The following is a 24,082-nucleotide window of genomic DNA, read 5'->3' as shown; positions in this document are numbered from 1 at the left end:
CGCTATAGTCCGAACGATCCATGGGGGAAAGGGTGCTTGCGAACTCTTCCCCATTTCAGGCGCAAACCTGTGATATTGTTCGCACAACGGCTCATGGAGGATAACATGCGTCTGCAGCACATTCTAATCCCGGCGGCGCTTTGCTCGCTGGTCGCCGCATCGGCCTATTCCGAGGAGACGGACCGCTATCGGCTCGAAAAGTCCGCCAACGGCTATGTCCGCATGGACACCCAGACCGGCGCCATGTCGATCTGCGAGGAGCGCTCCGGTCAGCTCGTCTGCAAGTTGGCCGCCGACGAGCGCTCCGCCTTCCAGGACGAGATCGACCGGCTGCAGAGCACGGTGAAGGCACTCGACGAGCGCGTCGCGAAGCTCGAGAACTCGCTCTCGGCCCGGCTGGAGTCCCAACTGCCGAGCGAGGAGGATTTCAACAAGACGATGAGCTACATGGAGCGCTTCTTCCGCAGCTTCATGGATATCGTCAAGGACATCGACAGGCAGGAAGGCGACGGTGGCACGAAGCCCAGCCCGCAAAAGACCTGAGCTCCCGGGAAAAAGCCTGCGCGCGCGGCCTTTGCTGCTTGAAAACGCGCCGCGCCGCCGCATAATCGTTCCGATCCCCTAAGAAAGCACACAATCAGCAATGGGATCCGGGGAGGAGTATTTGCCGTCGGGCCACACTTTCGTCATTGCCGACGACCATCCGCTGTTTCGCGGCGCACTAAAGGAAGCGCTCGCCGGCATAGGCGACGTCGCCGCCATCCATGAGGCCGGCGATTTCGAAAGCGCCAAGGCGCTGGTCGTCGCCAATGAAGACATCGACATGGTGCTGCTCGATCTGTCGATGCCGGGCGCCAGCGGCCTGTCCGGACTGATCTCGCTGCGCGGCATCCATGCCTCGGTGCCGCTGGTGGTGGTGTCGGCTCATGACGATCCAGCCACCATCCGCCGCGCGCTCGATCTCGGCGCGTCCGGCTTCATCTCCAAATCGGCAAGCATGGAGGAGATACGCAGCGCCGTCCTGACCGTGCTTGCCGGCGATATCGCAGCACCCGCCGGCATCGAGCTCGGCGTCGAGCGCGACCCGGAGATTTCCGATCTGATCAAGCGCCTGCAGGCGCTGACGCCGCAGCAGACGAGGGTGCTCGGCATGTTGGCCGAAGGCCTGCTCAACAAGCAGATCGCCTATGAGCTCGGCGTCTCCGAAGCCACCATCAAGGCGCATGTCTCGGCCATATTGCAGAAGCTCGGTGTCGACAGCCGCACCCAGGCGGTCATCCAGCTTTCCAAGATCGGCGGCGACCCGCTGCAGCCGGTGAGCTGATCACTCCGCCGCCGGCGCCAGCGCCCTGACCCTTGCCATCATCGAGCGCAGCACGGCAGGCTTCAGCGGCTTGTTGATCACAGGCACATCGAGCTGACCAGCAGCAGTGCGCACCGCGCTCGAGCGGTCTGCGGTGACCAGCACGCAGGGCAGGTCCTGGCCGTAGGCGGCGCGCAGCCTGGCGATGGCGTCGAGCCCGGTGCCGCCGTCGAGATGATAGTCGGCGAGCACCACATCCGGCCTTGCCGCACCCGGGTGCATCAGATCCTGCGATCCCGAAGCGGTCTCGACGCTGCAGCCCCAGCCTTCGAGCAGCAGGCGCATGCCGTCGAGGATGCGCGCGTCATTGTCGATGCACAGCACATTGAGCCCGGCAAGAGAGGATGGCGCGCGCGCGGGGGCCTTTCCCGTCTCGCGCGGCGGCGCCGCGATCGCGGCGACCGGCAGGATGACGGAAAAACGCGTGCCCTTGCCGGGGTTGGAGAAGATGCGGATTTCGAGCCTGAGAACCCTGGCGATGCGGTCGACGATGGAAAGGCCAAGGCCAAGGCCTTCGGCTTCGCGCGCGCCCTCGTCCAACCGGGTGAATTCGTGGAAGACGGTGTTGAGCTTGTCGGCGGCAATGCCGATGCCGGTGTCGATCACCTGGATCTCGGCCAGCTCGCCGCGCCTTCTCACGCCGACCAGTATGCGGCCTTCGCGCGTGTATTTGATCGCATTGGAAACGAGGTTCTGGATCAGCCGGCGAAGCAAATTGCGGTCGGTCATCACGCCGAGCGACGACGGCATGATTTTCAGGCCGAGCTTCTTTTCGGCGGCGAGCGGGCGAAAATCGTTGCCGATCTGGCCAAGCAGCCCGCCGAGGCTGAAGGCGGTGTCCTCGGGCTTCAACGCGCCGGCGTCGAGCCGCGATATGTCGAGCACCGCGCCGAGGATGGTCTCGACCGATTCCAGTGAGGATTCGATGTTGGTCGCGGCCCTGCCGGCCGGCCCCTTGCCGGCCTTTTCGATCAGCGAGGAGCAATAGAGCCTGGCGGCGTTGAGCGGCTGCAGGATGTCGTGGCCCGCGGAGGCGAGGAAGCGCGTCTTGCTGAGATTGGCCTCCTCGGCAAGCATCTGCGCCTGCGCCAGCTCCTCGTTGACGCGGGTGAGCTCGGCGGTGCGGCTCCTGACCCGCTGCTCCAGCGATTCATTGGCCCGCTTCAGCGCCAGGTCCTGCTCGACGCGGCCGGAAATGTCGGCATAGGTGGCGACGATGCCGCCGTCGGGCATCGGGTTGGAACGCAGCTCCAGGATGCGGCCGCTGGTCCTGAGCTCCATCTGCCAAGGACCGACGAAGCTGGTCAGCCGGTTGAGCATCGTCACCCGCTGGTCGGCGGCGATATCGCCGCGCTCGGCCAGATGCCGCAGGATCTGGTCGAGCGAGACGCCCACTTGGCCCATCTCGTCGGGCAGATCGAACAGCGCCCGGTATTGCCGGTTCCAGCAGATCAGCCGCAAATCCCGGTCGAAGACGGTGATGCCCTGCTCCATCTGGTCGAGTGCGATCTGCAGCAGGTCGCGGTTGTGCTGCAGCGCCTCGGTGGCGTCGTCGAGCAGCCGGAAGGCATCCTTGGAGTCGCGGTCGTTGCGGCGGAACAGCAGCGACAGGATCAGCCGAGCAGACGACGAGCCGACGGCGCTCGCCAGCAACTGCTCCGAGAAACGGATGACGTCCATGCTGGCCTGTTCCTTGCCGTGCAGGGAGACGTTCGCGTTCTTCTCGAAGGACTGGAAGGAGCGCTCGGTGCGCTCGACCCCGAGATAGCGGGAAATCGTGTCCTTGAGGTCGTTGACCGTGACGGCGGTGCGGAAGCGGCGCAGGCTTGGCATCGGCCCCGCCTCGCGCGGCACGAAGATCGCCGCCTGGATGCGCTCCAGCGGCACCGATGCGCGGGACAGCGAACCCATCACGAAGAACAGCGTGTTGACTGACAGGCTCCACAGCACGCCATGGTTCAGCGGCTCGCCGACGGTGCCGAACAGCGCCTGGGGTCTCAGCGCCTCGAAGCCGAACAGTCCATGGACGACAAAGTCGGAGCCGGGACCGACAAGCGAAGGGAGCAGCAGCGTGTAACCCCAGACCGCGATGCCGGCGACCATGCCGAGCGCGGCGCCCCGGCCATTGGCGCGGCGCCAGATCAGCCCGCCGATCAGGGCGGGCGCGAATTGCGCGATCGCTGCGAAGGACATCAGCCCGATCGAGGACAGCCGCGCGCTGTTGGTGCTCTCGCGGTAATAGAGGAAGGCGATGAACAGCATGATGAAAATCGACGCTCGCCGAACGTTCAGGATCAGCGTCGACCAGTCTTCGTTCTCCGAAGAAGTGGTCTTGAGCAATCGACGCACGAACAGCGGGATGACGAGATCGTTGGAAATCATGATCGACAGCGCCACGCTCTCGACGATGACCATGGCGGTGGCCGCCGACAGGCCGCCGATGAAGGCGATCATCGCCAGCACGTCGTGGCCGCTGAAAAGCGGCAGCGACAGGACGTAGAGGTCGCTGCTGGTCCTTGCGCCGACCAGCGACAGCCCGGCAAAGGCGATCGGCAGGACGAAGAGGTTGATCGCCACGAGATAGAGCGGAAACACCCAGGTCGCGGTGCGCAGCTCGGCCTCGCTGCGATTCTCGACGATGGTGACGTAGAATTGGCGCGGCAGCATCAGGATGGCGAAGCCGCTCAAGGTCGTCAGCACAAGCCAGGTGACCAAGGACGTGTTGTAGCCCATCGCCTGGCGCACCTCGGCATTCGCCCCGAGCGTCGCCAGCATGTCGCCGGGGCCGCCGAAGATGAGAAACGTGACCATAAGGCCTATGGCGAGGAAGGCGGCGAGCTTGACCACCGTCTCGACCGCGACTGCCAGCACCAGCCCGTCCTGGTGCTCGGTGGCGTCGGCGTGGCGGGTGCCGAACAGGACCGCAAACAGCGCCAGCAGCATCGCCACCACCAGCGAGATGTCGCTTACAAAAGGATCAAAGGAAGGCGGCGATCCCGTATAGTGCTCGATCATCAGGCTGACCGAGCCGGAGATCGCCTTGAGCTGCAGCGCGATATAGGGCACGGCGCCGACCGTGGCGATCAGGGTCGCGATCGCCGCGACGGCAAAACTCTTGCCGTAGCGGGCGCCGAGAAAGTCCGCAATCGAGGTGATCTTTTCGCTCTTTGCCAGCCGGACGATGCGGTTGAGCAGCGGGAAGCCGAACACGAAGACCAGCACCGGGCCGGTGTAGATGCCGAGGAATTCGAGACCCCGCTCGGAGGAGAGCCCGACCGAGCCGAAGAAGGTCCAGGAGGTGCAGTAGATGGCGAGGCTGAGCGCATAGATGGAGGGCCGTGCGCGGCCGAGCCCGGCTGCCACGGAGCGCCGGTCGCCGACGCTGGCGATCGCAAAAAGCAGCGTCACATAGGCGATCGCGATGATGACGACGAACCAGCCTTGCACGGTTCGAACTTCCTTCCTGACCGGCTGCTCGTCCGGTTATCAAACGCAACCACAGCTTTGACGCCAAGTCCACCCGCGGCTTTCGGCGCATAGGTGCGCGGTGACCTCGGAAGCGCGAACCGGTTAGGCACAAACCGACGGTTCCGCCCTTTTTCCGGTTTTGCAACTGGGGGTTTTTGTTATTGTGGCTTCGGGGTCGGCGCCGGAGAGCCGGGGCGGCAGCGCGGCCCGTAATGACAAGGAGGGTCGGATGCTGAAAGAATTCCAGGAATTCATCTCCAAGGGCAATGTGATGGATTTGGCCGTCGCCGTCATCATCGGCGCCGCCTTCTCCAAAATCGTCGATTCGCTGGTCAATGACATCATCATGCCGATCATCGGCGCGATTTTCGGCGGGCTTGACTTCAACAATTACTTCTTTGGGCTGTCCTCCAATGTGCACTCGGCCACGCTGGCCGAAGCCAAGAAAGAGGGAGCCGTTTTCGCCTATGGCAGCTTCATCACCGTCGTGCTGAATTTTCTGATCCTCGCCTTCATCATCTTCCTGATGGTCAAGGCGGTGAACAATCTGCGCAGGCGGCTGGAGCGAGAGAAGCCCGCCCCTGCCGCGGCGCCGCCGCCGGCGGATGTCCAGCTTCTGACCGAAATCCGCGACCTGCTCGCCAGGAAATAACGCATCCAACGTTCTTTGCTGGACCAAAACCCCGGCCGCTTGCGGCTGGGGTTTTCTGTTCGGTCATCTGGTAAGAGCGCAGCAAAACGAGCACGGATTTTGTCCATGACCCTGATTGAGACCTTGCGCGCCGAAGCCCGTGCTGCCCCCGAAAGCGGCATTGTCGCCGTCGTCAATCACGGCCGCTTGCGCGAAGGCCTGATCCCGCTCTGGGCCGGAGAGGGCGACCTGCCGACGCCTTCCTTCATCAGCGATGCCGCCGCAGGCGGCCTCGCCAATGGCGAGACCTTCTACACCTGGCAGAAAGGCATTCCCGAGCTCAGGCAGGCGCTCGCCCGCTACTATGCCAGGTATTTCGGCCAGCGCTTCGCCGAGGAAGAATTCATCGTTACCGGCTCGGGCATGCATGCCATTCAACTGGCCATCGACGCGATCGCCGGCAGCGGCGACGAGGTCGTCTATCTCTCGCCGGCGTGGCCGAATTTCGCTGCCGCCGCCGGTGTCGCCGGCGCTGTTCCCGTGCCGGTCACGCTCGACCAGTCCGGGAATGGCTGGTCCTGCGATGTCGACAAGATCGCAGCCGCCATCACGCCGCGTACCAAGGCGCTGTTCATCAATACCCCCTCGAACCCGACCGGCTGGACAGCCGACAAGGAAACGCTTCAAGCGATCCTCGATCTGGCCCGCACGAAGAAGCTTTGGATCATCGCCGACGAGATCTATGCGCTGTTCCACTATGGCCACGGCCGCGCGCCGTCTTTCCTCGATATCGCAACGGCGGAAGACCGCATCCTGTTCGTCAACAGCTTCTCCAAGAACTGGGCGATGACCGGCTGGCGAGTCGGCTGGATCAAGACGCATCCGGCGCTGCAGCAGGTGTTCGAGAACCTGATCCAGTATTCGACCTCGGGCGTCGCCCAGTTCATGCAGCGCGGCGCGGTTGCGGCCCTCGACAAGGGTGACGGCTTTATCGTCGAGCAGGTGGAGCGGGCACGTGCGGCGCGCGATCTGGTCTGCGACATCCTGGGTGCCACCGGCAAGGCGCGCTTCACCGTGCCGCAAGGTGCGTTCTACCTGTTCTTCACCGTCGACGGCATCACCGATTCCCGCGCCGCCGCCTTCGACATCGTCGACAACGCCAATGTCGGGCTGGCGCCCGGCACGGCCTTCGGCCCCGGCGGGGAGGCCTTCCTCAGGCTATGCTTCCACCGCCGCCTCGATCAGCTCGAGGAAGCGGCAAATCGCCTGGCGAAATGGATGAAGACGGTGTGAGACGGGCGGCTTCAGCCGCCTGACTTCGGCACCAGGAGTGGAATAACCCGGTCGCTCTTGGCGACGGCCGGACGGCCGGAGGCGGCATAGGGGATGCCGAGCGCATCCCAGGTCTCGACCAGCGCGTCCTGCAGTTCGGCGATCAGCGCGTCCGAATGGAACGGGGTGGGCGTGATGCGCAGCCGTTCGGTGCCGCGCGGCACCGTCGGATAATTGATCGGCTGGATGTAGATGCCGTGGACGCCAAGCAGGCGGTCGCTCGCCATCTTGCAAAGCTCGGGATCGCCGACCAGCACCGGCACGATATGGGTGGCCGATTCCATCACCGGCAGCCCGGCCGCGGCAAGCACCTGCTTGGCCCGCGCTGCCTGGCGCTGCTGGGCGTCGCGCTCGGCCTGCGAGCGCTTCAAATGCCTGATCGAGGTGGTGGCGGCCGCCGCGATCGCGGGCGGCAGCGCGGTGGTGAAGATGAAGCCCGGCGCATAGGAGCGCACCGCGTCGATCACAGCGCTTGTGCCGGTGATGTAGCCGCCCAGCGTGCCGAAGGCCTTGGCCAGCGTCCCCTCGATGATGTCGATGCGGTCGGCAAGACCCTCGCGCTCGGTGATACCGCCGCCGCGCGCACCGTACATGCCGACAGCATGAACCTCGTCGATATAGGTCATGGCGTTGTAGCGCTCGGCGAGCTCGACGATCTGCTTGATCGGCGCGATGTCGCCGTCCATCGAATAGACGCTTTCGAAGACAATCAGCTTGGCGCGCTCGCGTCCTGCCGCCTGCAGCAGGCTTTCCAGATGCGCAACGTCGTTGTGGCGGAAGATCTTCTTCTCGGCCCCGGAACGCCGCACGCCTTCGATCATCGAGGCATGGTTCAACTCGTCCGAGATGATCAGGCAGTTGGGCAAGAGCCTGGCGATGGTCGAGATCGAGGCTTCGTTGGAAACGAAACCGGAGGTGAAGACCAGCGCCGCCTCCTTGTCGTGCAGGTCGGCGAGCTCATGCTCGAGCTCGACCAGCGGGTTGGACGTGCCGGAAATGTTGCGGGTGCCGCCGGCGCCCGAGCCCATCCGGCCCGCCGCGTTCTGGAAGGCGGCGATGACGTCCGGATTCTGGCCCATGCCGAGATAGTCGTTGGAGCACCAGACGGTGATTTCCTGGGCGCGACCGTTGGAGCGCCAGATGGCGCGTGGAAACTTGCCCACGATGCGCTCGAGGTCGGCGAAAACGCGGTAGCGCCGCTCGGCATGGAGCTGGTCGATCGCGTCTTCGAAGAACCGCTGGTAGTTCATGTCGGCTTCCCAATTTTGCGCCGGATCATAGTCACGGGCCTATGTTACGTCCACCGCGCCGCACCGGTCAAAATGCCACGCCCCGCGCCTGTTCCTAACGATGCCGGATCATGGCCTATTCCCGGGGATGTGAACCAGCTTTGTTTCGGTACGATGCCTCGGGCAGGCGGAACTGTTACAGACTTAACACTAAAATGGGAGGCTAATGGGCTTACGGCGGGGTTTCCAGCACGGCGGCTGTTGAGACAGTTTCCGATAAATCTTGATCAGCGAGGAAGCGATGACGGTTTTGGTGACGGGCGGTGCCGGCTATATCGGCAGCCACATGGTCTGGGAGCTTTTGGACGCTGGCGAAAGCGTCGTCGTGCTCGACAGGCTTTCCACCGGCTTCGAATGGGCGGTGGCGCCGGAGGCGAAGCTCGTCGTCGGCGACGTCGCCGATCGCGATCTGGTCGGCCGGATCATCCGGGAAAACAAGGTCGACGCCATCATCCATTTCGCCGGCTCGATCGTGGTGCCGGAATCGGTCGCCGATCCGCTCGGCTATTACGAGAACAACACCTGCAAGACACGCGCGCTGATCGAAACCGCCGTGCGCGAGGGCGTGCCACATTTCATCTTCTCGTCCACCGCAGCCGTCTATGGCGGCGCCGGGCTGGAGCCGGTGCGTGAGGACGCGCGGCTGGCGCCGGAATCCCCTTACGGCCTCTCCAAGCTGATGAGCGAGTGGATGCTGCGGGATGCCGCGATTGCGCACGACATCCGCTATACGGCGCTGCGCTATTTCAATGTCGCCGGCGCCGATCCCAAGGGCCGCACCGGACAGTCGACGCCCGGCGCCACGCATCTGATCAAGGTCGCCTGCGAGACGGCGCTCGGCAAGCGGCCATTCATGCAGGTCTTCGGCAAGGACTATCCGACACCGGACGGCACCTGCATCCGCGACTACATCCATGTGAGCGATCTGGCGGCGGCGCACCGGTTGGCACTGCAGCGGCTGCGCGATGGCGGGGAGAGCCTCGTCGCCAATTGCGGCTACAGCCACGGCTATTCGGTGCTGGAAGTGATCGACAGCGTGCGCCGCGCCTTCGGGCATGATTTCGACGTTCGCATGGGTGAGCGACGGCCGGGCGACGCCGCCGCCGTGGTCGCCAATTCCGATCTTGCCCGCAAGGAGTTCGGCTGGACGCCGCAGCGCGACGATCTCGACCAGATCGTCAAGGACGCGCTGGCCTGGGAACGCATCCTGACGACCAAGAACTCCGTTCGAAACTAAGCAGTTCAGGAAAGTGAGTGGCGGTTGGGTTCGGCGACTTCGCCGTAGCCTTCATCCGGAATTGCGTAAATGACACTGACTTGTTGGGCCAAGGGCTCGTCCGGCGCTTTTAGACGCGGTATTGAGGCTCATGCGGCGGTGCGCCGAAGGCGCACTATTGGAATGAGCCTTGAGGGACGGCATGAAGGTCTTGGTGCTCGGCGCCGGCGTGGTTGGCACGGCGGCCGCCTACTATCTGGCTAAAGACGGTCATGAAGTGACGGTGATCGAGCGCCATGAGGCAGCGGCGCGCGGCACCAGCCAGTCGAACGCCGGCCTGGTCTCGCCGGGCGACGCCACCGCCTGGGCCTCGCCGGCGGCGCTGAAGACCTTTTTGCGCGCGCTCTGGAACCATGACCTCGGCATCAAGGTCCGGCTGCGCCTCGATCCGTATTTCTATGCCTGGAGCCTGCGCTTCCTGCGCGAATGCACCATAGCGCGCCTGCGCGCCAACACCGACGTCAAGCTGAGGCTCGCGCTCTATTCGCGCGACTGCATCAATGCGCTCTCGGAGGCGACCGGCATCCACTACGACGAACGCAAGAAAGGCATCCTCTACTTCTTCCGCTCGCAGAAAAGCTTCGACACCGGCACCGACAATTACCGCTATCTCGGCGAGCACGGCCTACCGATCGAGATCGTCGGCCGCGACCGCCTAGCCGAGCTAGAGCCGGGCCTTGCCGGCGTGAAGGACAAGATCGCCGGCGGCATCTATTCGCCGATCGACCAGACCGGCGATTCCAAGCAATTCGTCGACAAGCTCGCCGCCTATGCGGCCGAGAAGCTTGGCGTCAGGTTCCTGTTCGGCACGACAATCGAGGGTCTCGACATCGAGGGCGACCGGGTGCGAGCCGTGATGACCTCGGCCGGACCGGTTGCGGGCGACGCCGTCGTCATCTCGATGGGACCCGAAAGCGGCCTGTTCGGCCGCCGCTACGGCATCGACCTGCCGGTCTACCCGGTGAAGGGCTACACCGTGACCGTCCCGCTCGAGGACGAGAGCAGGGGTCCGACCATGGGCGGCGCCGACGAGGACCGGCTGATCGGCTATTCGAGGCTGGGCAACCGGCTGCGAATGTCCTCGACGGCGGAATTCATAGGCTTCGATCGCAGCTTCAAGCCGCGTGATTTCAGAACCATCCTGGAAACCGGCAAGGACCTGTTCCCGGGCGCCTTCGACGAGAAGAAGGCGCTGCTTTGGGCAGGCCTGAGGCCGATGATGCCGAGTTCCGTGCCCATCTTCGGTCAGGCGAAATACCGCAACCTCTATCTCGACACCGGCCACGGCCATCTCGGCTGGACCATGGCTTGCGGCTCGGGAAAATTCCTGTCCGACCTCGTCGCCGGCCGCAAGCCCGAGATCGATCCGCAAGGGTTGCTTTACGCGACAGCGGGCTGAGACGTTCGGTCCGCAAGTTGCCACCGGCCTATGTCGGCGCTGGTCGGCGTGACCTGTCAAGTTGTGGCAAATACCATGGCGGGGATCACGTCCCGACGACCCGCTGCCACGCTCGCGCGTAATCATGCCAAGCCGGATCTGCGGGTAGCTCGGTCCGCTCGCCTTTGCTGATGACCGTAGCGCCGTCTGACGCCAGCAGTGCCGCGCCGATGCTCGTTCCTGTCGACGTCTCCGACGCAATGACAGCCCGTCCCGTTGCCGCCGCCAGCATGCGGATGAAAAGCGGGTTCCGCGCAAAGGGCCCTTCGACCGTCGTCCGCCCGTCGCCGCCAATCAACTCCAGGCAGGTCGCGGTCATCAGCGCCAGATAGAACGAGATGGCGGCGAAGCGCTGGCCGGGGGGCAAGCCCTCGGCGTTGACCCATTGCGCGGCATGGTGCGGGAATGGCCCAGACCCCTGTTGGGTTGAAGGCAGCAGCAAGGCCTGGCGTGCCAGCACGGCGGCAACATCGGCCTCGGTCCAGTCCTGCGCCTGGCCCTCGGTCAGCAGCGAAAACTCGCGTCCACCCATGAAGCGCGCCGACGGCACGGGATGGCCCTGCGCATTGACATTGACCAGCGTGTCGCGCGCCGCATCGAGCTCGACCTTCTTGCCGCCGACCGCCATCGAGACCACCCATGTGCCGGTCGAGACGACGGAGAAGGGCGGCCGATCGGACAACAGATGCGGCAGAAGCGAGGCGTTGGAGTCGTGCAGGCCGCAGAACACGGGAGTCGCGGGGTCGAGCCCTGTCAGTCGGGCAATCGCCGGCAGGATCGATCCGAGCCTGTCCTTCGCCCGACGCACGGGCGCCATCAGCGGACGCCAGCCCATCCTGTCGACCAGCGAGGAATAGTCGGACGTCCAGGGGTTCCACAGATCGGTGTGGCAGCCCAGCGATGTCACTTCGTTGGCGGCGACGCCAGTCAGCCGCAGCGCCCAATATTGCGGATACATGAGGATCGCGGCGGACTTGGCGAATTCCACTGGAAAGCGCTTTTGCTGCCAGAAGAATTGCGCGCCGAGATTAAGGCCGATGGGCAACCGCGGCGTGCCTGTTTCGGCGAAGGGAGCGCGTACGGCGTCGTAGTCGGCCGCAAGCTGGTCGGGGCCGTCGAACTCATAGTCGAGCACCGGCAGCACCAGTTCGCCGGCGGCGTCGACCAGCGCCCCGGTCGCGCCATGCGTGGTGATCGAGATCGCATCGATCCGCCGCTCGCGGTTGATATCGGCGAGGCTGTTCAGGATGAACGTCCACAGCGCCTCGACATCGTGATGGGGGTAGGGCGCCTGCCAAACGGGCGCGTTCGCGGTGCGGCGCAGCGCGATCTCGCTCGGCGTCGTGAGCTCGACCAGCGCCACCTTGGCGTTGGTCTTGCCGATATCGATGACGGCGACGTGGCGGATCATGCCATATGGAACATGGTTTCCAGCGGCACCGCCACCGGCTCATTGTCGGGTTTGGTTTCCATGAGGTCGGCCATATGCGCCCACCAGCGCTGCATCACAGGATGTTTCGGCAGGTCGGCCATGCCGTGATCGTCGCGTCGCCACAGCACGCCGAAGAGGATGCTGGTCTCCTCGTCGAGATAGATCGAATAGTCGGAGACGCCGGCATCTCTCAGCAGCTCCGCCAGCTCAGGCCAGATCTCGTCATGGCGGCGCTTGTACTCGGCCTTCATGCCGGGATTGAGCTTCATCTTGAAGGCGTGTTTCTCCATCAGGCGAAACGTCCTTCGCGCAGCCGCCGCCAGACGATCGGCAGCGCAATGACGATGATCAGCAGCAGGCCGATGAAGATCGACATGACGATGCCGGGCACGTTGAGCAGGCCGAGGCCGAAGGTCACCAGCCCCATGATGAAGGCGGCAAGAACCACGCCGAGGATGCTGCCGGCGCCGCCGAGGATCGACACACCTCCCAGCACCACCATGGTGATGGCCTCCAGCTCATAGCCCTGCGCAATCGACGGCCTTGTCGAGCCGAGCCGTGACGTGATCAGCACCGAGGCGATGCCCGACATCAGCCCGGTGAGGCAAAACAGGATGAATTTGATGCGGTCGACGCGCACACCGGAGAACTGGCAGGCGACCGGATTGTTGCCAATGGCAAAGACGCGGCGGCCGAAGCTCGTGCGATGCAGCACGAACCAGTAGACCAGCGCCGCGAAAAGGAACAACGCCAGCTCGAACGAGAAGACCCACCAGACATAACCCTGGCCGAAGAAGGCGAAACTCTCCGGATATCCCTTATAGGCCTGGTCGCCGAGGATGATGAAGGCGATGCCGCGAAACAGGCTCATCGTGCCGATGGTGACGACGATGGAAGGCAGGCCGAGCCTGGTGACGAGCAATCCGTTGAAGGCGCCGCAGCCGAGCCCCACGGCGATGCCGATCGCGACCAGCACCGGCGTGCCGGCGCCCGCCTGCGCCGCCATGCCCATCATCGTCGAAGCGAGCGCGACAATCGCGGCAACCGACAGGTCGATCTCGCCCGAGATGATCAGCAGCGCCATTGCAAGCGCAATCAGGCCCTTTTCGGTGAAGTTGAAGGTCAGATCCGAGAGCGACCACGGGTCGAGGAAATAGGGCGAGGCGAAGCTGTTCACCGCGAAGATGAGGATCGCGATGACTACGAGCAGTGCCTCCCAGGAAAAGATCGCCGAAGAAAGCGGCTTGTCGAGCCGGTCGGGGATATGGCGCGGGGCAGGGGTGTCGGTCATGCCGCTTCCGCCTTTCTGAGGATGATGCGACCCTGCCGGCGCTCGCCGCGCGCGTTGAGCACCACGGCCAGGATGATGGCGCTGCCCGAGATCGCCATCTGCCAGAAGGGCGAGATGTTGATGACCGGCAGCGCGTTGGAGATGATGCCGAGGAAGAGCGCGCCGAGCACCGCGCCGCCGACCGAGCCAATGCCGCCGGCGATCGAGATGCCGCCGATGACGCAGGCGGCGATGATGTTGAGCTCGTAGCCGTTGGCGACTTCGACCGAGGCGATCACGTAGCGCGAGATCCATAAGTACCCGGCTAGCCCGCCGATCATGCCGGAAATGCAAAAGACGATGAACTTGGTGCGGCCGACATCGATGCCGGCATAGACCGAGGCGGTCGGGTTGACGCCGATGGCATAGATCGAGCGGCCGATCTGCGTGCGCGTCATCGCCAGAAAGAACAGCGCAATGACGAGAAGCGCGATCCACGACAGGACCGGCAGGCCGAGGAAGGCGGCGCGCTGGAAGTTGATGAAGTCGGGGCTCATCTGGTCGGCATTGACCCAGGCGCCGCCGGAGACGACGAAGGTGGCGCCGCGATAGATGGTGAGCGTGCCGAGCGTGACCACGATGGACGGGATATTCAGCCGCCACACCAGGAAGCCGTTGATGGCGCCGAGCAGGAGGCCGACAAGCAGTGCGATGACGATCAGCACCGGGATCGGGATCGCCGGATGGGCGGCGTTGAGCATGGCCACTACCATGCCGGTGAAGCAGAGGTTGGACGCCATCGACAGATCGATCGAGCGCGTCAGGATCACCACCATCTGGCCGAGCGCCAGGATCATCAGGATCGAGGTGTCGTTGAACACCTGGCGCAGATTGGCCGGATCGGCAAAACCGGGGAAGCGGGTCGAGATCAGCCCGATCAGCAGGACGATGCCGGCGAGCAGCCAGATCTCGCGATATTTGAGAAAATTCTTCATGCCGCGATCCCCGCTGCGGTCCTGACCAGCGTCTCGGCGTCGAGGCCTTTGTTGTCGTAGGTGGCCGCGATACGGCCTTCACGCATGACCACGACCCGGTCGGACATGCCGAGGATTTCCGGCAGTTCCGAGGAGACCATGATCACCGATAGCCCCTGCGCCACGAGCTCGGCCATGAAGCCGTGCACAGCGGCTTTGGAGCCGATGTCGATGCCCTTGGTCGGCTCGTCGAGGATGATGACCTTCGGCGTCGTCGCCAGCCATTTGGCGATGACCACCTTCTGCTGGTTGCCGCCGGAAAGCGTGCCGACATCCTGGCTGAGCGACGAGGCGCGCAGGTCCAGCCGCTCGGTGTAGGAGCGGGCAAGTGAGAATTCTTCCGCCAGCTTGAGCACACCGGATTTCGAGGTGCGCGCAAGCGAAGGCAGCGATACGTTCTGAAAGATCGGCAGGCCGATGACGACACCCTGCTTGCCGCGCTCTTCCGGCACATAGACGATGCCGGCCTCGATCGAATCCGCCGCCGATTTCGGCGCGATTGAGTTGCCGTCCAGCGAGATCGTGCCGCGGCTTGTGCGCGTAATGCCGGCGATCGCCTGCATCACCTCGCTGCGGCCGGCACCGACGAGGCCATAGAAGCCGAGGATTTCGCCCTTGCGCAATTCGAAGCCGATATCGTCGAACTCGGTCGGGTGCGACAGGCCGGAGACCGACAGCACCGGCGCGCCGATCTTCGGCTCGCGCTGCGGAAAGATGTGGTCGACGTTGCGGCCGACCATCATACGCACGATCTCGTTCTGGCCGGTGTCCTTGAGCAGGCCTTCGCCTACCATCTCGCCGTCGCGGAAGACGGTGTAGCGGTCGGCGATGCGGTAGATCTCGTCGAACTTGTGGCTGATGAAGAGCACCGCCTTGCCTTCGCTCTTCAGGAATTCGATCAAGAGGAAAAGCTCCTCGATCTCCTTCATCGAAAGTGCGGCGGTCGGCTCGTCCATGATGACGATGCGCGCGTCGATGGACATGGCGCGTGCCACAGCCACCAGATGCTTGTTGGCGATGCCAAGGTCCTTTAGCCGAGCATCGGCGTCGATCTGGCCGGCGCGCATCGTCTCCAGCACCTCGCGCGCATTTTTGCGCATGGTGCGCCAGTCGATCGTGCCGAAGCGGGTGCGCGGCGCATGACCGAGGAAGATGTTTTCGGCGACCGAAAGGTCGTCGAACAGCACCGTCTCCTGATGGATGGCGGTGATGCCGTGGCCGAACGCGGCATGGGCGCTGGGCAGCGCCGTGGCCTGGCCGTCGATGCTGATCTCGCCGGCATCGGGCTGGTAGATGCCGGTCATGATCTTGACCAGCGTCGACTTGCCGGCGCCATTCTCGCCGATCAGCGCCGTCACCTGTCCGGGATAGAGCGACAGGCTGACATTGTGCAGCGCCCGCACGCCCGGAAAACTCTTGGAGATGCCTGAGAGCGTCAGGCGCGGGGCCACTTTGCCCTCCCCCTCGCGGGGAGGCTCGCGAACAACGTGAGCGGGGTGGGGGTTGTCTAGCATATCAAGTTAAGGTCCTGGTGCATGGAGGTGTCGTCACCCCCGCCCCGTCTCGCCGGTTTTGCTTCGCGACACCGCCTCGCCGACCCTCCCCACAAGGGGGGAGGGTGCAGGCTCCTCAGATCAATAGATCTTTGAGAACTTCTCGATGTTGGTCTTGTCGAACTGGAAGGGCGGAGCCATCGCAGCCGAGTTGGTGTCGTCGAGCGTCACCTTGCCGACGCGGCCGATCGACAGCGTGGCGCCGGGCTTGGCCTCTTCTTTCTTCACCGCCAGGTCATGCGCAAGATAGATCGCCGAGTAGCCGAGGTCGATCGGGTTCCACAGCGCGACCGCCTGGCTGGCGCCGTTGTCGATGAACTTCTTGAACTCCGACGGCAGCGCGAGGCCGGTGACGTTGACCTTGCCGATCAGGTTCTCGTCGGTGACGACCTGCGCGGCGGCAACGACGCCGACGGTGGTCGGCGCGATGATCGCCTTGAGGTTCGGATAGGATTTCAACAGGCCCTTGGCTTCGTCGGTGCTCTTGGCGGAGTCGTCGTCGCCATAGACGGTGGCGACCAGCTTGATCTTCGGGAACTTCTCCGGCAGCACCTTCTTGGCCGCTTCGATCCAGGCATTCTGGTTGGTCGCGGTCGAGGATGCCGAGAGGATGGCGACATCGCCGCCTTCCGGCAGGTAGTCGGCGGCGAGCTTGATTATGGTCTCGCCGATCAAATTGGTGTCGGACGGGTTGAGGTGGAGCTGGCGGCCCTCCTTGGCGACGCCGGAGTCCCACGAGATCACGGTGATGCCGCGATCCATCGCCTTCTTCAGCACCGGCACCAGCGCATCGGCGTCATTGGCCGAGACGGCGATGGCATTGACCTTCTGCGCGATCAGCGAGTTGATCACCTCGATCTGTGCCTCCGCCGTCGCCTTGGTCGGACCGGTGTAGATGACGTCGACGTCGCCCAGTTCCTTGGCCGCTTCCTCGGCGCCCTTGTTGGCGGCGTCGAAGAAGCCGTTGCCGAGCGACTTCACGACCAGCGCTATCTTGACGTTCTCGGCATAGGCGCCATTCACGAACATGGCGGCGGAAAAGGCCGCCGTGACCAGCAGTTTCTTCAAAAAGCTCATCGAATATCCTCCCTTGAGCGTTGCATTCCATCGCCGCCGCGGGCGCGAGCTGTCCTCAGGCCTGCAGCGAAGATTCCTCCTTGTCGCTTGACTGTTTGCGGGCGACGATCAGCGCCACGCCCGCGGTTTCCAGCATCTTGGCTTCGCGGTCGTCGAGACCGTCGTCTGTGATCACGGTCGTGATGCGCGACAGCCCGCACAGGATCAGGCTGGAGCGCATGCGGAATTTCGAGGAATCGACCAGCACCACCAGCTCGTCGGCCTGGTCGATCAGTTTTTGCTCCGCCTGGATCAGCAGCGGGTCGCCTTCCATCAGGCCGAGCGGGCCCAACCCTTGAGCGCCCATGAACATGCGCCGCGCATAGAAATTGCGCGTCACGTCATTGTCGAAGGGCGACAGGATGATGTTCTGCTCGCGATAGATCGTGCCGCCCGACATCATCACCGTGTTCTTCGAGTGCTTGAGCAGATGCTCGGCGATCGGGAACGAGTTGGTGAAGATCGGCATGCGGCGGCCGGTCAGGAAATGCACCATCTGGAAGGTCGTGGTGCCGCCATTGATGATGATTGGCTCGCCGTCCTTGCAAAGGCTCACCGCTTCCCGCGCGATCGCCCGCTTCTGCGCGGCGTTCAGCGTTTCGTTGACCGAGAAGGGCCGGCCGGCAAGGCCGATGACTTGCGGCGGTGAGATCGCCTCGGCGCCGCCGCGCACCCGGCGCAGGCGCTTTTGCACATGCAGCGCCGCGATATCGCGCCGGATCGTCGCCTCGGAGGAGTCCGTCAGGTCGACCATTTCCTGCACCGTCACCACAGGCTTTTCCTGGACGGCGGACAGAATAATCCTGTGGCGCTCTTTTTCGTGCATGGTTCCTCCCTGCCTGGCTATCAGGCACCAGAAAACGCGCAGTGTCAATCATTTCCGATCACATATTTTCATTGTGCAGTGCAATATGATCGATCTTGATCGTTTATGATTGACAAGAGGTCCTGTTGCGTAGACATTTCAACCAAATTGGACTGCGCATTTTTTAGCGTCCCAAGGGAGGATACCTATGCTCGACAAGCGCTCTGGCTCGCGCCTCGCCAATCTGTGGGACGACGCAAAGGCTGAAGGGATGAGCGGTCCCGAGCTTCTGGTCTATCGCTCGAACACGCTGGGTTCAGACAAGCGCGTCACCAATTATGGCGGCGGCAACACCTCGTCCAAGGTGTGGCAGAAAGACCCGCTGACCGGTGAGGACGTCGAGGTGCTGTGGGTCAAGGGCTCGGGCGGCGACAGCGCTTCGATCAAGCTCGACGGGTTTGCGACCCTCTACATGGACAAGCTGCGCGCGCTGAAGAGCCTCTATCGCGGCGTCGACCACGAGGATGAGATGGTGGGCTATCTGCCCCACTGCACCTTCAACCTCAATCCGCGCGCGGCCTCCATCGACACGCCGCTGCATGCCTTTGTGCCGAAGGCTTGCGTCGACCACATGCATCCCGATGCCATTATCGCGATTGCCGCGGCGAAGGACTCCAGAGCGATCACGAAAGAGGTGTTTGGCGAGGCCATCGGCTGGCTGCCCTGGAAGCGGCCGGGCTTCGAGCTTGGGCTTTGGCTGGAGAAATTCTGCCGTGAGAACCCCGACGCCAAGGGCGTGGTTCTCGAAAGCCACGGCCTGTTCACCTGGGGCGACACGCCGAAGGAATGCTACGAAACGACGACTTCGGTGATCAACCAGGCGATCGACTGGTTCGAGCGCAAATCCGAGGGCAAGGCGATCTTCGGCGGCGAGATGGTGAAGGCGCTCGAGGCGCCGGCACGGCGTGCCATTGCCGCGAAACTCATGCCGAGAATCCGCGGCCTGATCTCGGAAAAGAGCCATAAGCTCGGCCATTTCGACGACCAGCCGGCAGTGCTCGAATTCGTCAATTCGAAAGACCTGCGCCCGCTGGCGGCCCTGGGCACGTCCTGCCCGGACCATTTCCTGCGCACCAAGATCCGGCCATTGGTGATCGAGTTCGATCCGGCAAGGCCGGATGTCGATGCCGTCATCGCGCGCCTCGCCGACGACATTGCAGCGTATCGCGTCGGTTACCAGGCCTACTACGACAGCTGCAAACATCCGGACTCGCCCGCCATCCGCGATCCGAACGCGGTCGTCTATCTGATGCCGGGCGTCGGCATGTTCACTTTCGCCGGCGACAAGGCGACGGCGCGCATCTCCGGCGAGTTCTACGTCAACGCCATCAACGTCATGCGCGGCGCCTCGACGGTCTCGTCCTATGTCGGCCTGCCGGCACAGGAGGCCTTCGACATCGAATACTGGCAGTTGGAAGAAGCCAAGCTCCAGCGCCTGCCGAAGCCGAAGGCGCTGGCGGGACAGATCGCGCTGGTCACCGGCGGTGCCGGCGGCATCGGCCGCGCCACGGCCAACCGGCTGCTCCGCGAAGGCGCCTGCGTCGTGCTGGCCGATATCGATGAGACCGCGCTTGCCGGCGCTCACGAAGAGCTGTCGAAAGCCTACGGCAAAGACTTCGTCCGTCCGGTGCGGATCGACGTGACCTCGGAAGATCAGGTCACGTCGGGCTTTGCCGAAACTTCGGTCGAGTTCGGCGGCATCGACATTCTGGTTTCCAATGCCGGCCTGGCCTCCTCGGCGCCGATCGAGGAAACGACGCTGGCGTTGTGGAACAAGAATATGGACATCCTGTCGACCGGCTATTTCCTCGTTTCGCGCGAGGCTTTCCGGCTGTTCCGCGCGCAGAAGATCGGCGGCAATGTCGTCTTCGTCGCCTCCAAGAACGGCCTTGCCGCTTCGCCCAACGCCGCCGCTTACTGCACGGCCAAGGCGGCCGAGATCCATCTCGCGCGCTGTCTCGCGCTTGAGGGTGCGGAGGCGCAGATCAGGGTCAACGTCGTCAATCCGGACGCCGTGCTGCGCGGCTCCAAGATCTGGACCGGCGAATGGAAGGAACAGCGCGCCGCCGCCTACAAGATGTCGACCGACGATCTCGAGGAGCATTACCGGTCGCGTTCGATGCTGAAACGCTCGGTATTTCCGGAAGATATCGCCGAAGCGATCTACTTCTTCGCTTCCGACATGTCGGCCAAGTCGACCGGCAACATCGTCAATGTCGACGCCGGCAACGCGCAGAGCTTTACGCGGTAAATTGTCAGAGCCAGCGCTGCCCCTCACCCTTACCCTCTCCCCATAAGAACGGGGAGAGGGGGCGCCAGCGCTGGAGCGCGTCCCTTCTCCCCGTCACTATACGGGGAGAAGGTGCCAGTAGGCGGATGAGGGGCAGCGCCGACGAATTGGGAGGAAAAAAATGCCCGAACAGATCATCTCAGCCGACCTCGTCGCCAACCACAACTCAGCTCGCCAACCCGCCCTCGAGCGTGACTACGCCTCCCTCGGCGAGCGCCTCGACCGGCGCGGCATCGCTATCGATGCGATCCGCGACACGGTCGAAAAATTCGGCGTCGCGATCCCGTCCTGGGGCGTCGGCACCGGCGGCACGCGTTTTGCCCGTTTTCCCGGCGCCGGGGAGCCGCGCGACATCTTCGACAAGATCGAGGATTGCGCCGTCATCAGCCAGCTGACGCAAGCGACGCCTACCGTCTCGCTGCATATCCCGTGGGACAAGGCCGATCCGAACCGGCTGAAGCAGGCGGCGGCGCGTTTCGGGCTCGGGTTCGATGCGATGAACTCCAACACGTTTTCCGACGCGAAGGACCAGAAGCTCTCCTACAAATTCGGCTCGCTGTCGCACGCCGATGCCGGCACGCGCCGCCAGGCGGTCGAGCACAATCTCGAATGCATCGAGATCGGCAGGACGCTTGGGTCGAAGGCGCTGACGGTTTGGATCGGCGACGGCTCGAACTTCCCCGGCCAGGTCAGTTTCGCCAAGGCCTTCGAGCGCTATCTCGACGCCATGCGGCAAATCTACGCCGGCCTGCCGGACGACTGGCGGCTGTTTACCGAGCACAAGATGTACGAGCCGGCCTTCTATTCGACCGTCGTGCAGGACTGGGGCACGAACTACATCATCGCCAAGGAGCTCGGCGACAAGGCCTTCTGCCTCGTCGACCTCGGCCACCACGCGCCCAACGTCAACATCGAGATGATCGTGTCGCGGCTGATTCATTTCGGCAAGCTCGGCGGCTTCCACTTCAACGATTCCAAATATGGCGACGACGATCTCGACGCCGGTTCGATCGATCCTTACCGGCTGTTTTTGGTCTTCAACGAGCTGGTCGATGCAGAGCTTTCGGGTGCCAAGGGCTTCCATCCCGCGCATATGCTCGACCAGAGCCATAACGTCACCGATCCGATCGAAAGCCTGATGCTGTCCGCGGTCGAGGTGCAGCGCGCCTATGCGCAGGCGCTGCTGGTCGACCGCAAGGCGCTGGACGGTTTTCAGGAAGCGAACGACGCGCTGATGGCGACGCAGACGCTGAAGACCGCCTACCGCACCGATGTCGAGCCGATCCTCGCCATGGCGCGGCTGAGAACCGGCGGCGCCATTGATCCAGTCGCCGCCTATCGCGAGGCCGGCTACCGGGCGAAGGTCGCGGCGGAGCGGCCGGGCGTCGCCGGCGGTGGCGGCGGGATTGTCTGACACCCTCATCCGGCCGCTTCGCGGCCGCCTTTCTCCCAAGGCAGAAGAGGTTGGCGTCGGCGCTGACGAGCTCCTTCCCCAGCGGGAAGAGGTCGGACTGCCCCGAATTGCCCTTCGCAATTCGGGGGGCAGGTGAGGGGCTCTGCCCAATGCTACTCCAATTGTTATTGGACTAACGCGCTCCAACGGTCTTTCCTGGGTGTCCCCCCGCCTTGGAGACCCACCATGCATCTCACCCGCCGGACGCTGATCGCCGTCAGCTTTGCGCTCACTGTTGCCTTCACACCATCGACCGCCGTTTTTGCGGCTGCGCCGGCTCCCGCCAAGGGCGAGCACGGCATGGTTGTGACCGCCCAGCATCTCGCCACCGAAGTCGGCGTCGACGTGCTGAAGAAGGGTGGCAACGCCGTCGATGCGGCGGTCGCCGTCGGCTATGCGCTGGCCGTCGTCTATCCGAATGCCGGCAATATCGGTGGCGGCGGTTTCATGACCATCCGCTTGAAGGACGGCCATTCGACCTTCATCGATTTTCGCGAGCGCGCGCCGCTGGCGGCGACCAAGACGATGTATCTCGACAAGGACGGCAAGCCGATCAAAGGTGCCAGCCTCGACGGCTATCTCGCCGTCGGCGTGCCTGGTTCGGTGGCCGGCTTCGAGATGGCACGCGAGAAATACGGGACCTTGTCCAGACAGGACCTGATGGCCCCGGCGATCGCCTATGCCAAGGACGGCTTCGTGCTCAACCAGGGCGACGCGGCCTCCTTCGCCGGCAGCGCCGACCGGCTGGCCAAGGATCCGGCAGCGGCCGCTATTTTTCTGAAAAAAGACGGCAAGCCCTATGGTATCGGCGAGAAGCTAGTTCAGCCGGACCTTGCGGCCTCGCTCTCGGCGATCTCCGAGAAAGGGTCCGATGCCTTCTACAAGGGGCCGATTGCCGACGCGATCGTCAAGGCGAGCGGCGCCAAGGGCGGCATCCTCGCCAAAGGCGATTTCGAGCAATACGCGGTGCGCGAGCTGAAGCCGGTGACCTGTTCCTATCGCGGCTACGAGATCATCTCCTCGCCGCCGCCGAGTTCGGGCGGCGTCATCATCTGCGAAATCCTCAATGTGCTCGAAGGATATCCGCTGTCCTATCTCGGAGCCGGCTCGGCCGAGACCGTCCACGTCATGGTCGAGGCCATGCGTCATGCCTATGTCGACCGCAATTCGGCGCTCGGCGATCCGGATTTCGTCGACAATCCGGTCTCGAAACTGCTCGACAAGGGCTATGCCAAGGACATCCGCGACAAGATCGATCCGTTCCGCGCCGGTGTCTCGAAGGACTTGATGCCCAAGGGCTTCGGCGAGTCGAAGGAAACCACCCATTATTCTATCATCGACAGGGACGGCAACGCGGTAGCCGTCACCTATACGCTCAATGGTTCCTTTGGCGCCGGCGTCGTCGCCGACGGCACCGGGATCCTGCTCAACAACGAAATGGACGATTTCACCCAGAAGCCCGGCGTGCCCAACCTCTACGGACTGGTCCAAGGCGAGGCCAACGCGATCCAGCCGAAGAAGACGCCGCTGTCCTCGATGAGCCCGACCGTCGTTGTGAAGGACGGCAAGCCGTTCATGGTCATCGGCAGCCCGGGTGGCTCGCGCATCATCACCATCACGCTGGAGGCAATCGTCAACGTCATCGACCACGGCATGAACATTCAGGAGGCGATCGACGCTCCGCGCATCCACCATCAATGGCTGCCCGACACCGTCTATGTCGAGCCTTTCGGGCTTTCTCCCGACACTGAAAGGCTGCTTGCCGGCATGGGCTATCATCTCGATCTCAGCGACCAGACCTGGGGCCAGGCGGCCGGCATCCTGGTCGGCGGCAAGAGCCTGGCGGAGATCGAGAAAGGCGGCGGCGCCCGCTACAACGGAGCCATCGACAGCCGCGCCGCTTCCGGCGACGCGCTGGGCTACTGACTACACGACAAGGGTGATGGTTGAGGCAATCAGCAGCACCGCGGCAATGCCGACGAACAGCGCATAAATGCGCGGCCGGTCAATCAGCAGCGCGTTGCCCGAAATCCAGGCCGAAGTGGCGCCGCCCAACGCAAACAGGAAGCCGTTGCGGTGGCCGAAGGTCATCGACGCGGCCATCAGGCCGCCGATGATCAGCGCGCCGAACACGATGATGACGGCAACGGCATATTTCTCGAAATCATTGCCGCTGCCCATCGCCGGTCCCATGGCGTTGAGATTCGGCAGATCGTCGGGATCAAAGGGGCTGGCCGAGCCGTATTCGTCTTGACCGAGGGATTCGCGCATC

The 24,082-nt window shown here is 63.8% G+C and carries 19 protein-coding genes; 9 read left to right on the top strand and 10 right to left on the bottom strand.

The window, feature by feature from the left end; genetic code table 11:
* Positions 1-105 precede the first annotated feature (105 nt).
* Positions 106-543, top strand: coding sequence for a hypothetical protein (locus tag P9217_RS07460; protein ID WP_066996874.1), 438 nt, complete (start codon positions 106-108; stop codon positions 541-543).
* 121 nt (positions 544-664) lie between these two features.
* The gene (locus P9217_RS07455) at positions 665-1,324 is read left to right on the top strand and encodes a response regulator transcription factor (protein WP_066996819.1); all 660 of its coding nucleotides are present in this window, start codon (positions 665-667) and stop codon (positions 1,322-1,324) included.
* On the opposite strand, the gene P9217_RS07450 is transcribed toward P9217_RS07455, so the two are convergent.
* On the bottom strand, positions 1,325-4,810 hold the full coding sequence (locus P9217_RS07450) for a PAS domain-containing hybrid sensor histidine kinase/response regulator (protein ID WP_278088277.1): 3,486 nt from the start codon (positions 4,808-4,810) through the stop codon (positions 1,325-1,327).
* A gap of 250 nt (positions 4,811-5,060) precedes the next feature.
* Here P9217_RS07450 and mscL point away from each other — a divergent pair, with 250 nt between their 5' ends.
* Together mscL and P9217_RS07440 are read left to right on the top strand one after the other, a co-directional pair.
* Positions 5,061-5,483: a large conductance mechanosensitive channel protein MscL gene (mscL, locus tag P9217_RS07445; protein ID WP_278086302.1), complete on the top strand. Its 423-nt coding sequence runs from the start codon at positions 5,061-5,063 to the stop codon at positions 5,481-5,483.
* 105 nt (positions 5,484-5,588) lie between these two features.
* Positions 5,589-6,755, top strand: a complete 1,167-nt coding sequence (locus P9217_RS07440) for a pyridoxal phosphate-dependent aminotransferase (RefSeq protein WP_095826053.1) — start codon at positions 5,589-5,591, stop codon at positions 6,753-6,755.
* 11 nt (positions 6,756-6,766) lie between these two features.
* Here P9217_RS07440 and hemA read toward each other — a convergent pair whose 3' ends face one another.
* Positions 6,767-8,044 carry a 5-aminolevulinate synthase gene (gene hemA / locus P9217_RS07435; RefSeq protein ID WP_278086303.1) on the bottom strand — a complete coding sequence of 426 codons (1,278 nt, stop codon included), beginning with the start codon at positions 8,042-8,044 and terminating at the stop codon, positions 6,767-6,769.
* Positions 8,045-8,324: 280 nt separating this feature from the next.
* Here hemA and galE point away from each other — a divergent pair, with 280 nt between their 5' ends.
* Together galE and P9217_RS07425 are read left to right on the top strand one after the other, a co-directional pair.
* Entirely contained in the window at positions 8,325-9,320 is a 996-nt protein-coding gene (gene galE, locus P9217_RS07430; RefSeq protein WP_095799492.1) for a UDP-glucose 4-epimerase GalE, read from the top strand.
* A gap of 181 nt (positions 9,321-9,501) precedes the next feature.
* Entirely contained in the window at positions 9,502-10,758 is a 1,257-nt protein-coding gene (locus tag P9217_RS07425; RefSeq protein WP_095799393.1) for a D-amino acid dehydrogenase, read from the top strand.
* Between the two features lie 85 nt (positions 10,759-10,843).
* Here the strand turns inward: P9217_RS07425 and P9217_RS07420 are convergent, their stop codons facing one another.
* From P9217_RS07420 to P9217_RS07390, 7 genes are all read right to left on the bottom strand, one after another.
* Entirely contained in the window at positions 10,844-12,208 is a 1,365-nt protein-coding gene (locus tag P9217_RS07420) for an FGGY-family carbohydrate kinase (RefSeq protein WP_278086304.1), read from the bottom strand.
* The gene (gene rhaM, locus P9217_RS07415; protein ID WP_067322795.1) at positions 12,205-12,519 is read right to left on the bottom strand and encodes an L-rhamnose mutarotase; all 315 of its coding nucleotides are present in this window, start codon (positions 12,517-12,519) and stop codon (positions 12,205-12,207) included. The genes P9217_RS07420 and rhaM overlap by 4 nt, the downstream gene beginning before the upstream one ends.
* Positions 12,519-13,520 (bottom strand): ABC transporter permease, encoded by a 1,002-nt coding sequence (locus P9217_RS07410; protein WP_095799395.1) that lies wholly within the window; start codon positions 13,518-13,520, stop codon positions 12,519-12,521. The genes rhaM and P9217_RS07410 overlap by 1 nt, the downstream gene beginning before the upstream one ends.
* Positions 13,517-14,494 (bottom strand): ABC transporter permease, encoded by a 978-nt coding sequence (locus P9217_RS07405; protein ID WP_067322800.1) that lies wholly within the window; start codon positions 14,492-14,494, stop codon positions 13,517-13,519. Before P9217_RS07405 ends, P9217_RS07410 begins: the two co-directional genes overlap by 4 nt.
* Positions 14,491-16,047, bottom strand: coding sequence for a sugar ABC transporter ATP-binding protein (locus P9217_RS07400; RefSeq protein WP_278086305.1), 1,557 nt, complete (start codon positions 16,045-16,047; stop codon positions 14,491-14,493). The genes P9217_RS07405 and P9217_RS07400 overlap by 4 nt, the downstream gene beginning before the upstream one ends.
* A 120-nt stretch (positions 16,048-16,167) precedes the next feature.
* Entirely contained in the window at positions 16,168-17,163 is a 996-nt protein-coding gene (gene rhaS / locus P9217_RS07395) for a rhamnose ABC transporter substrate-binding protein (RefSeq protein ID WP_095782942.1), read from the bottom strand.
* A 55-nt stretch (positions 17,164-17,218) separates the two neighbouring features.
* Entirely contained in the window at positions 17,219-18,028 is an 810-nt protein-coding gene (locus P9217_RS07390; protein ID WP_278086306.1) for a DeoR/GlpR family DNA-binding transcription regulator, read from the bottom strand.
* A gap of 187 nt (positions 18,029-18,215) precedes the next feature.
* Between P9217_RS07390 and P9217_RS07385 the strand changes: the two genes are divergently transcribed.
* The 3 genes from P9217_RS07385 to ggt all read left to right on the top strand — a co-directional run bounded on the left by P9217_RS07385 (position 18,216) and on the right by ggt (position 23,736).
* Entirely contained in the window at positions 18,216-20,318 is a 2,103-nt protein-coding gene (locus P9217_RS07385) for a bifunctional rhamnulose-1-phosphate aldolase/short-chain dehydrogenase (RefSeq protein ID WP_278086307.1), read from the top strand.
* Between the two features lie 160 nt (positions 20,319-20,478).
* Positions 20,479-21,771 carry an L-rhamnose catabolism isomerase gene (rhaI, locus tag P9217_RS07380; RefSeq protein ID WP_278086308.1) on the top strand — a complete coding sequence of 431 codons (1,293 nt, stop codon included), beginning with the start codon at positions 20,479-20,481 and terminating at the stop codon, positions 21,769-21,771.
* Between the two features lie 225 nt (positions 21,772-21,996).
* Positions 21,997-23,736, top strand: a complete 1,740-nt coding sequence (gene ggt, locus P9217_RS07375; protein ID WP_278086309.1) for a gamma-glutamyltransferase — start codon at positions 21,997-21,999, stop codon at positions 23,734-23,736.
* Here ggt and P9217_RS07370 read toward each other — a convergent pair whose 3' ends face one another.
* Positions 23,737-23,991 (bottom strand): hypothetical protein, encoded by a 255-nt coding sequence (locus P9217_RS07370; RefSeq protein ID WP_170950361.1) that lies wholly within the window; start codon positions 23,989-23,991, stop codon positions 23,737-23,739.
* Positions 23,992-24,082: the final 91 nt, after the last annotated feature.

Origin of the sequence: Mesorhizobium sp. WSM4989 (assembly GCF_029625795.1) — a bacterium.
GTDB lineage: Bacteria > Pseudomonadota > Alphaproteobacteria > Rhizobiales > Rhizobiaceae > Mesorhizobium.
The sequence above is the reverse complement of the archived record's forward strand: the minus strand, read 5'-3'. Positions and strand labels throughout refer to the sequence as shown.

Excerpts from the sequence above, each read along its gene's own strand:
- P9217_RS07460 (WP_066996874.1), top strand. The coding sequence starts at position 106 with ATGCGTCTGCAGCACATTCTAATCCCGGCGGCGCTTTGCTCGCTGGTC.
- mscL (WP_278086302.1), top strand. The coding sequence starts at position 5,061 with ATGCTGAAAGAATTCCAGGAATTCATCTCCAAGGGCAATGTGATGGAT.
- P9217_RS07440 (WP_095826053.1), top strand. The coding sequence starts at position 5,589 with ATGACCCTGATTGAGACCTTGCGCGCCGAAGCCCGTGCTGCCCCCGAA.
- hemA (WP_278086303.1), bottom strand. The coding sequence starts at position 8,044 with ATGAACTACCAGCGGTTCTTCGAAGACGCGATCGACCAGCTCCATGCC.
- galE (WP_095799492.1), top strand. The coding sequence starts at position 8,325 with ATGACGGTTTTGGTGACGGGCGGTGCCGGCTATATCGGCAGCCACATG.
- P9217_RS07425 (WP_095799393.1), top strand. The coding sequence starts at position 9,502 with ATGAAGGTCTTGGTGCTCGGCGCCGGCGTGGTTGGCACGGCGGCCGCC.
- P9217_RS07420 (WP_278086304.1), bottom strand. The coding sequence starts at position 12,208 with ATGATCCGCCACGTCGCCGTCATCGATATCGGCAAGACCAACGCCAAG.
- rhaM (WP_067322795.1), bottom strand. The coding sequence starts at position 12,519 with ATGGAGAAACACGCCTTCAAGATGAAGCTCAATCCCGGCATGAAGGCC.
- P9217_RS07410 (WP_095799395.1), bottom strand. The coding sequence starts at position 13,520 with ATGACCGACACCCCTGCCCCGCGCCATATCCCCGACCGGCTCGACAAG.
- P9217_RS07405 (WP_067322800.1), bottom strand. The coding sequence starts at position 14,494 with ATGAAGAATTTTCTCAAATATCGCGAGATCTGGCTGCTCGCCGGCATC.
- P9217_RS07400 (WP_278086305.1), bottom strand. The coding sequence starts at position 16,047 with ATGCTAGACAACCCCCACCCCGCTCACGTTGTTCGCGAGCCTCCCCGC.
- rhaS (WP_095782942.1), bottom strand. The coding sequence starts at position 17,163 with ATGAGCTTTTTGAAGAAACTGCTGGTCACGGCGGCCTTTTCCGCCGCC.
- P9217_RS07390 (WP_278086306.1), bottom strand. The coding sequence starts at position 18,028 with ATGCACGAAAAAGAGCGCCACAGGATTATTCTGTCCGCCGTCCAGGAA.
- P9217_RS07385 (WP_278086307.1), top strand. The coding sequence starts at position 18,216 with ATGCTCGACAAGCGCTCTGGCTCGCGCCTCGCCAATCTGTGGGACGAC.
- rhaI (WP_278086308.1), top strand. The coding sequence starts at position 20,479 with ATGCCCGAACAGATCATCTCAGCCGACCTCGTCGCCAACCACAACTCA.
- ggt (WP_278086309.1), top strand. The coding sequence starts at position 21,997 with ATGCATCTCACCCGCCGGACGCTGATCGCCGTCAGCTTTGCGCTCACT.
- P9217_RS07370 (WP_170950361.1), bottom strand. The coding sequence starts at position 23,991 with ATGGGCAGCGGCAATGATTTCGAGAAATATGCCGTTGCCGTCATCATC.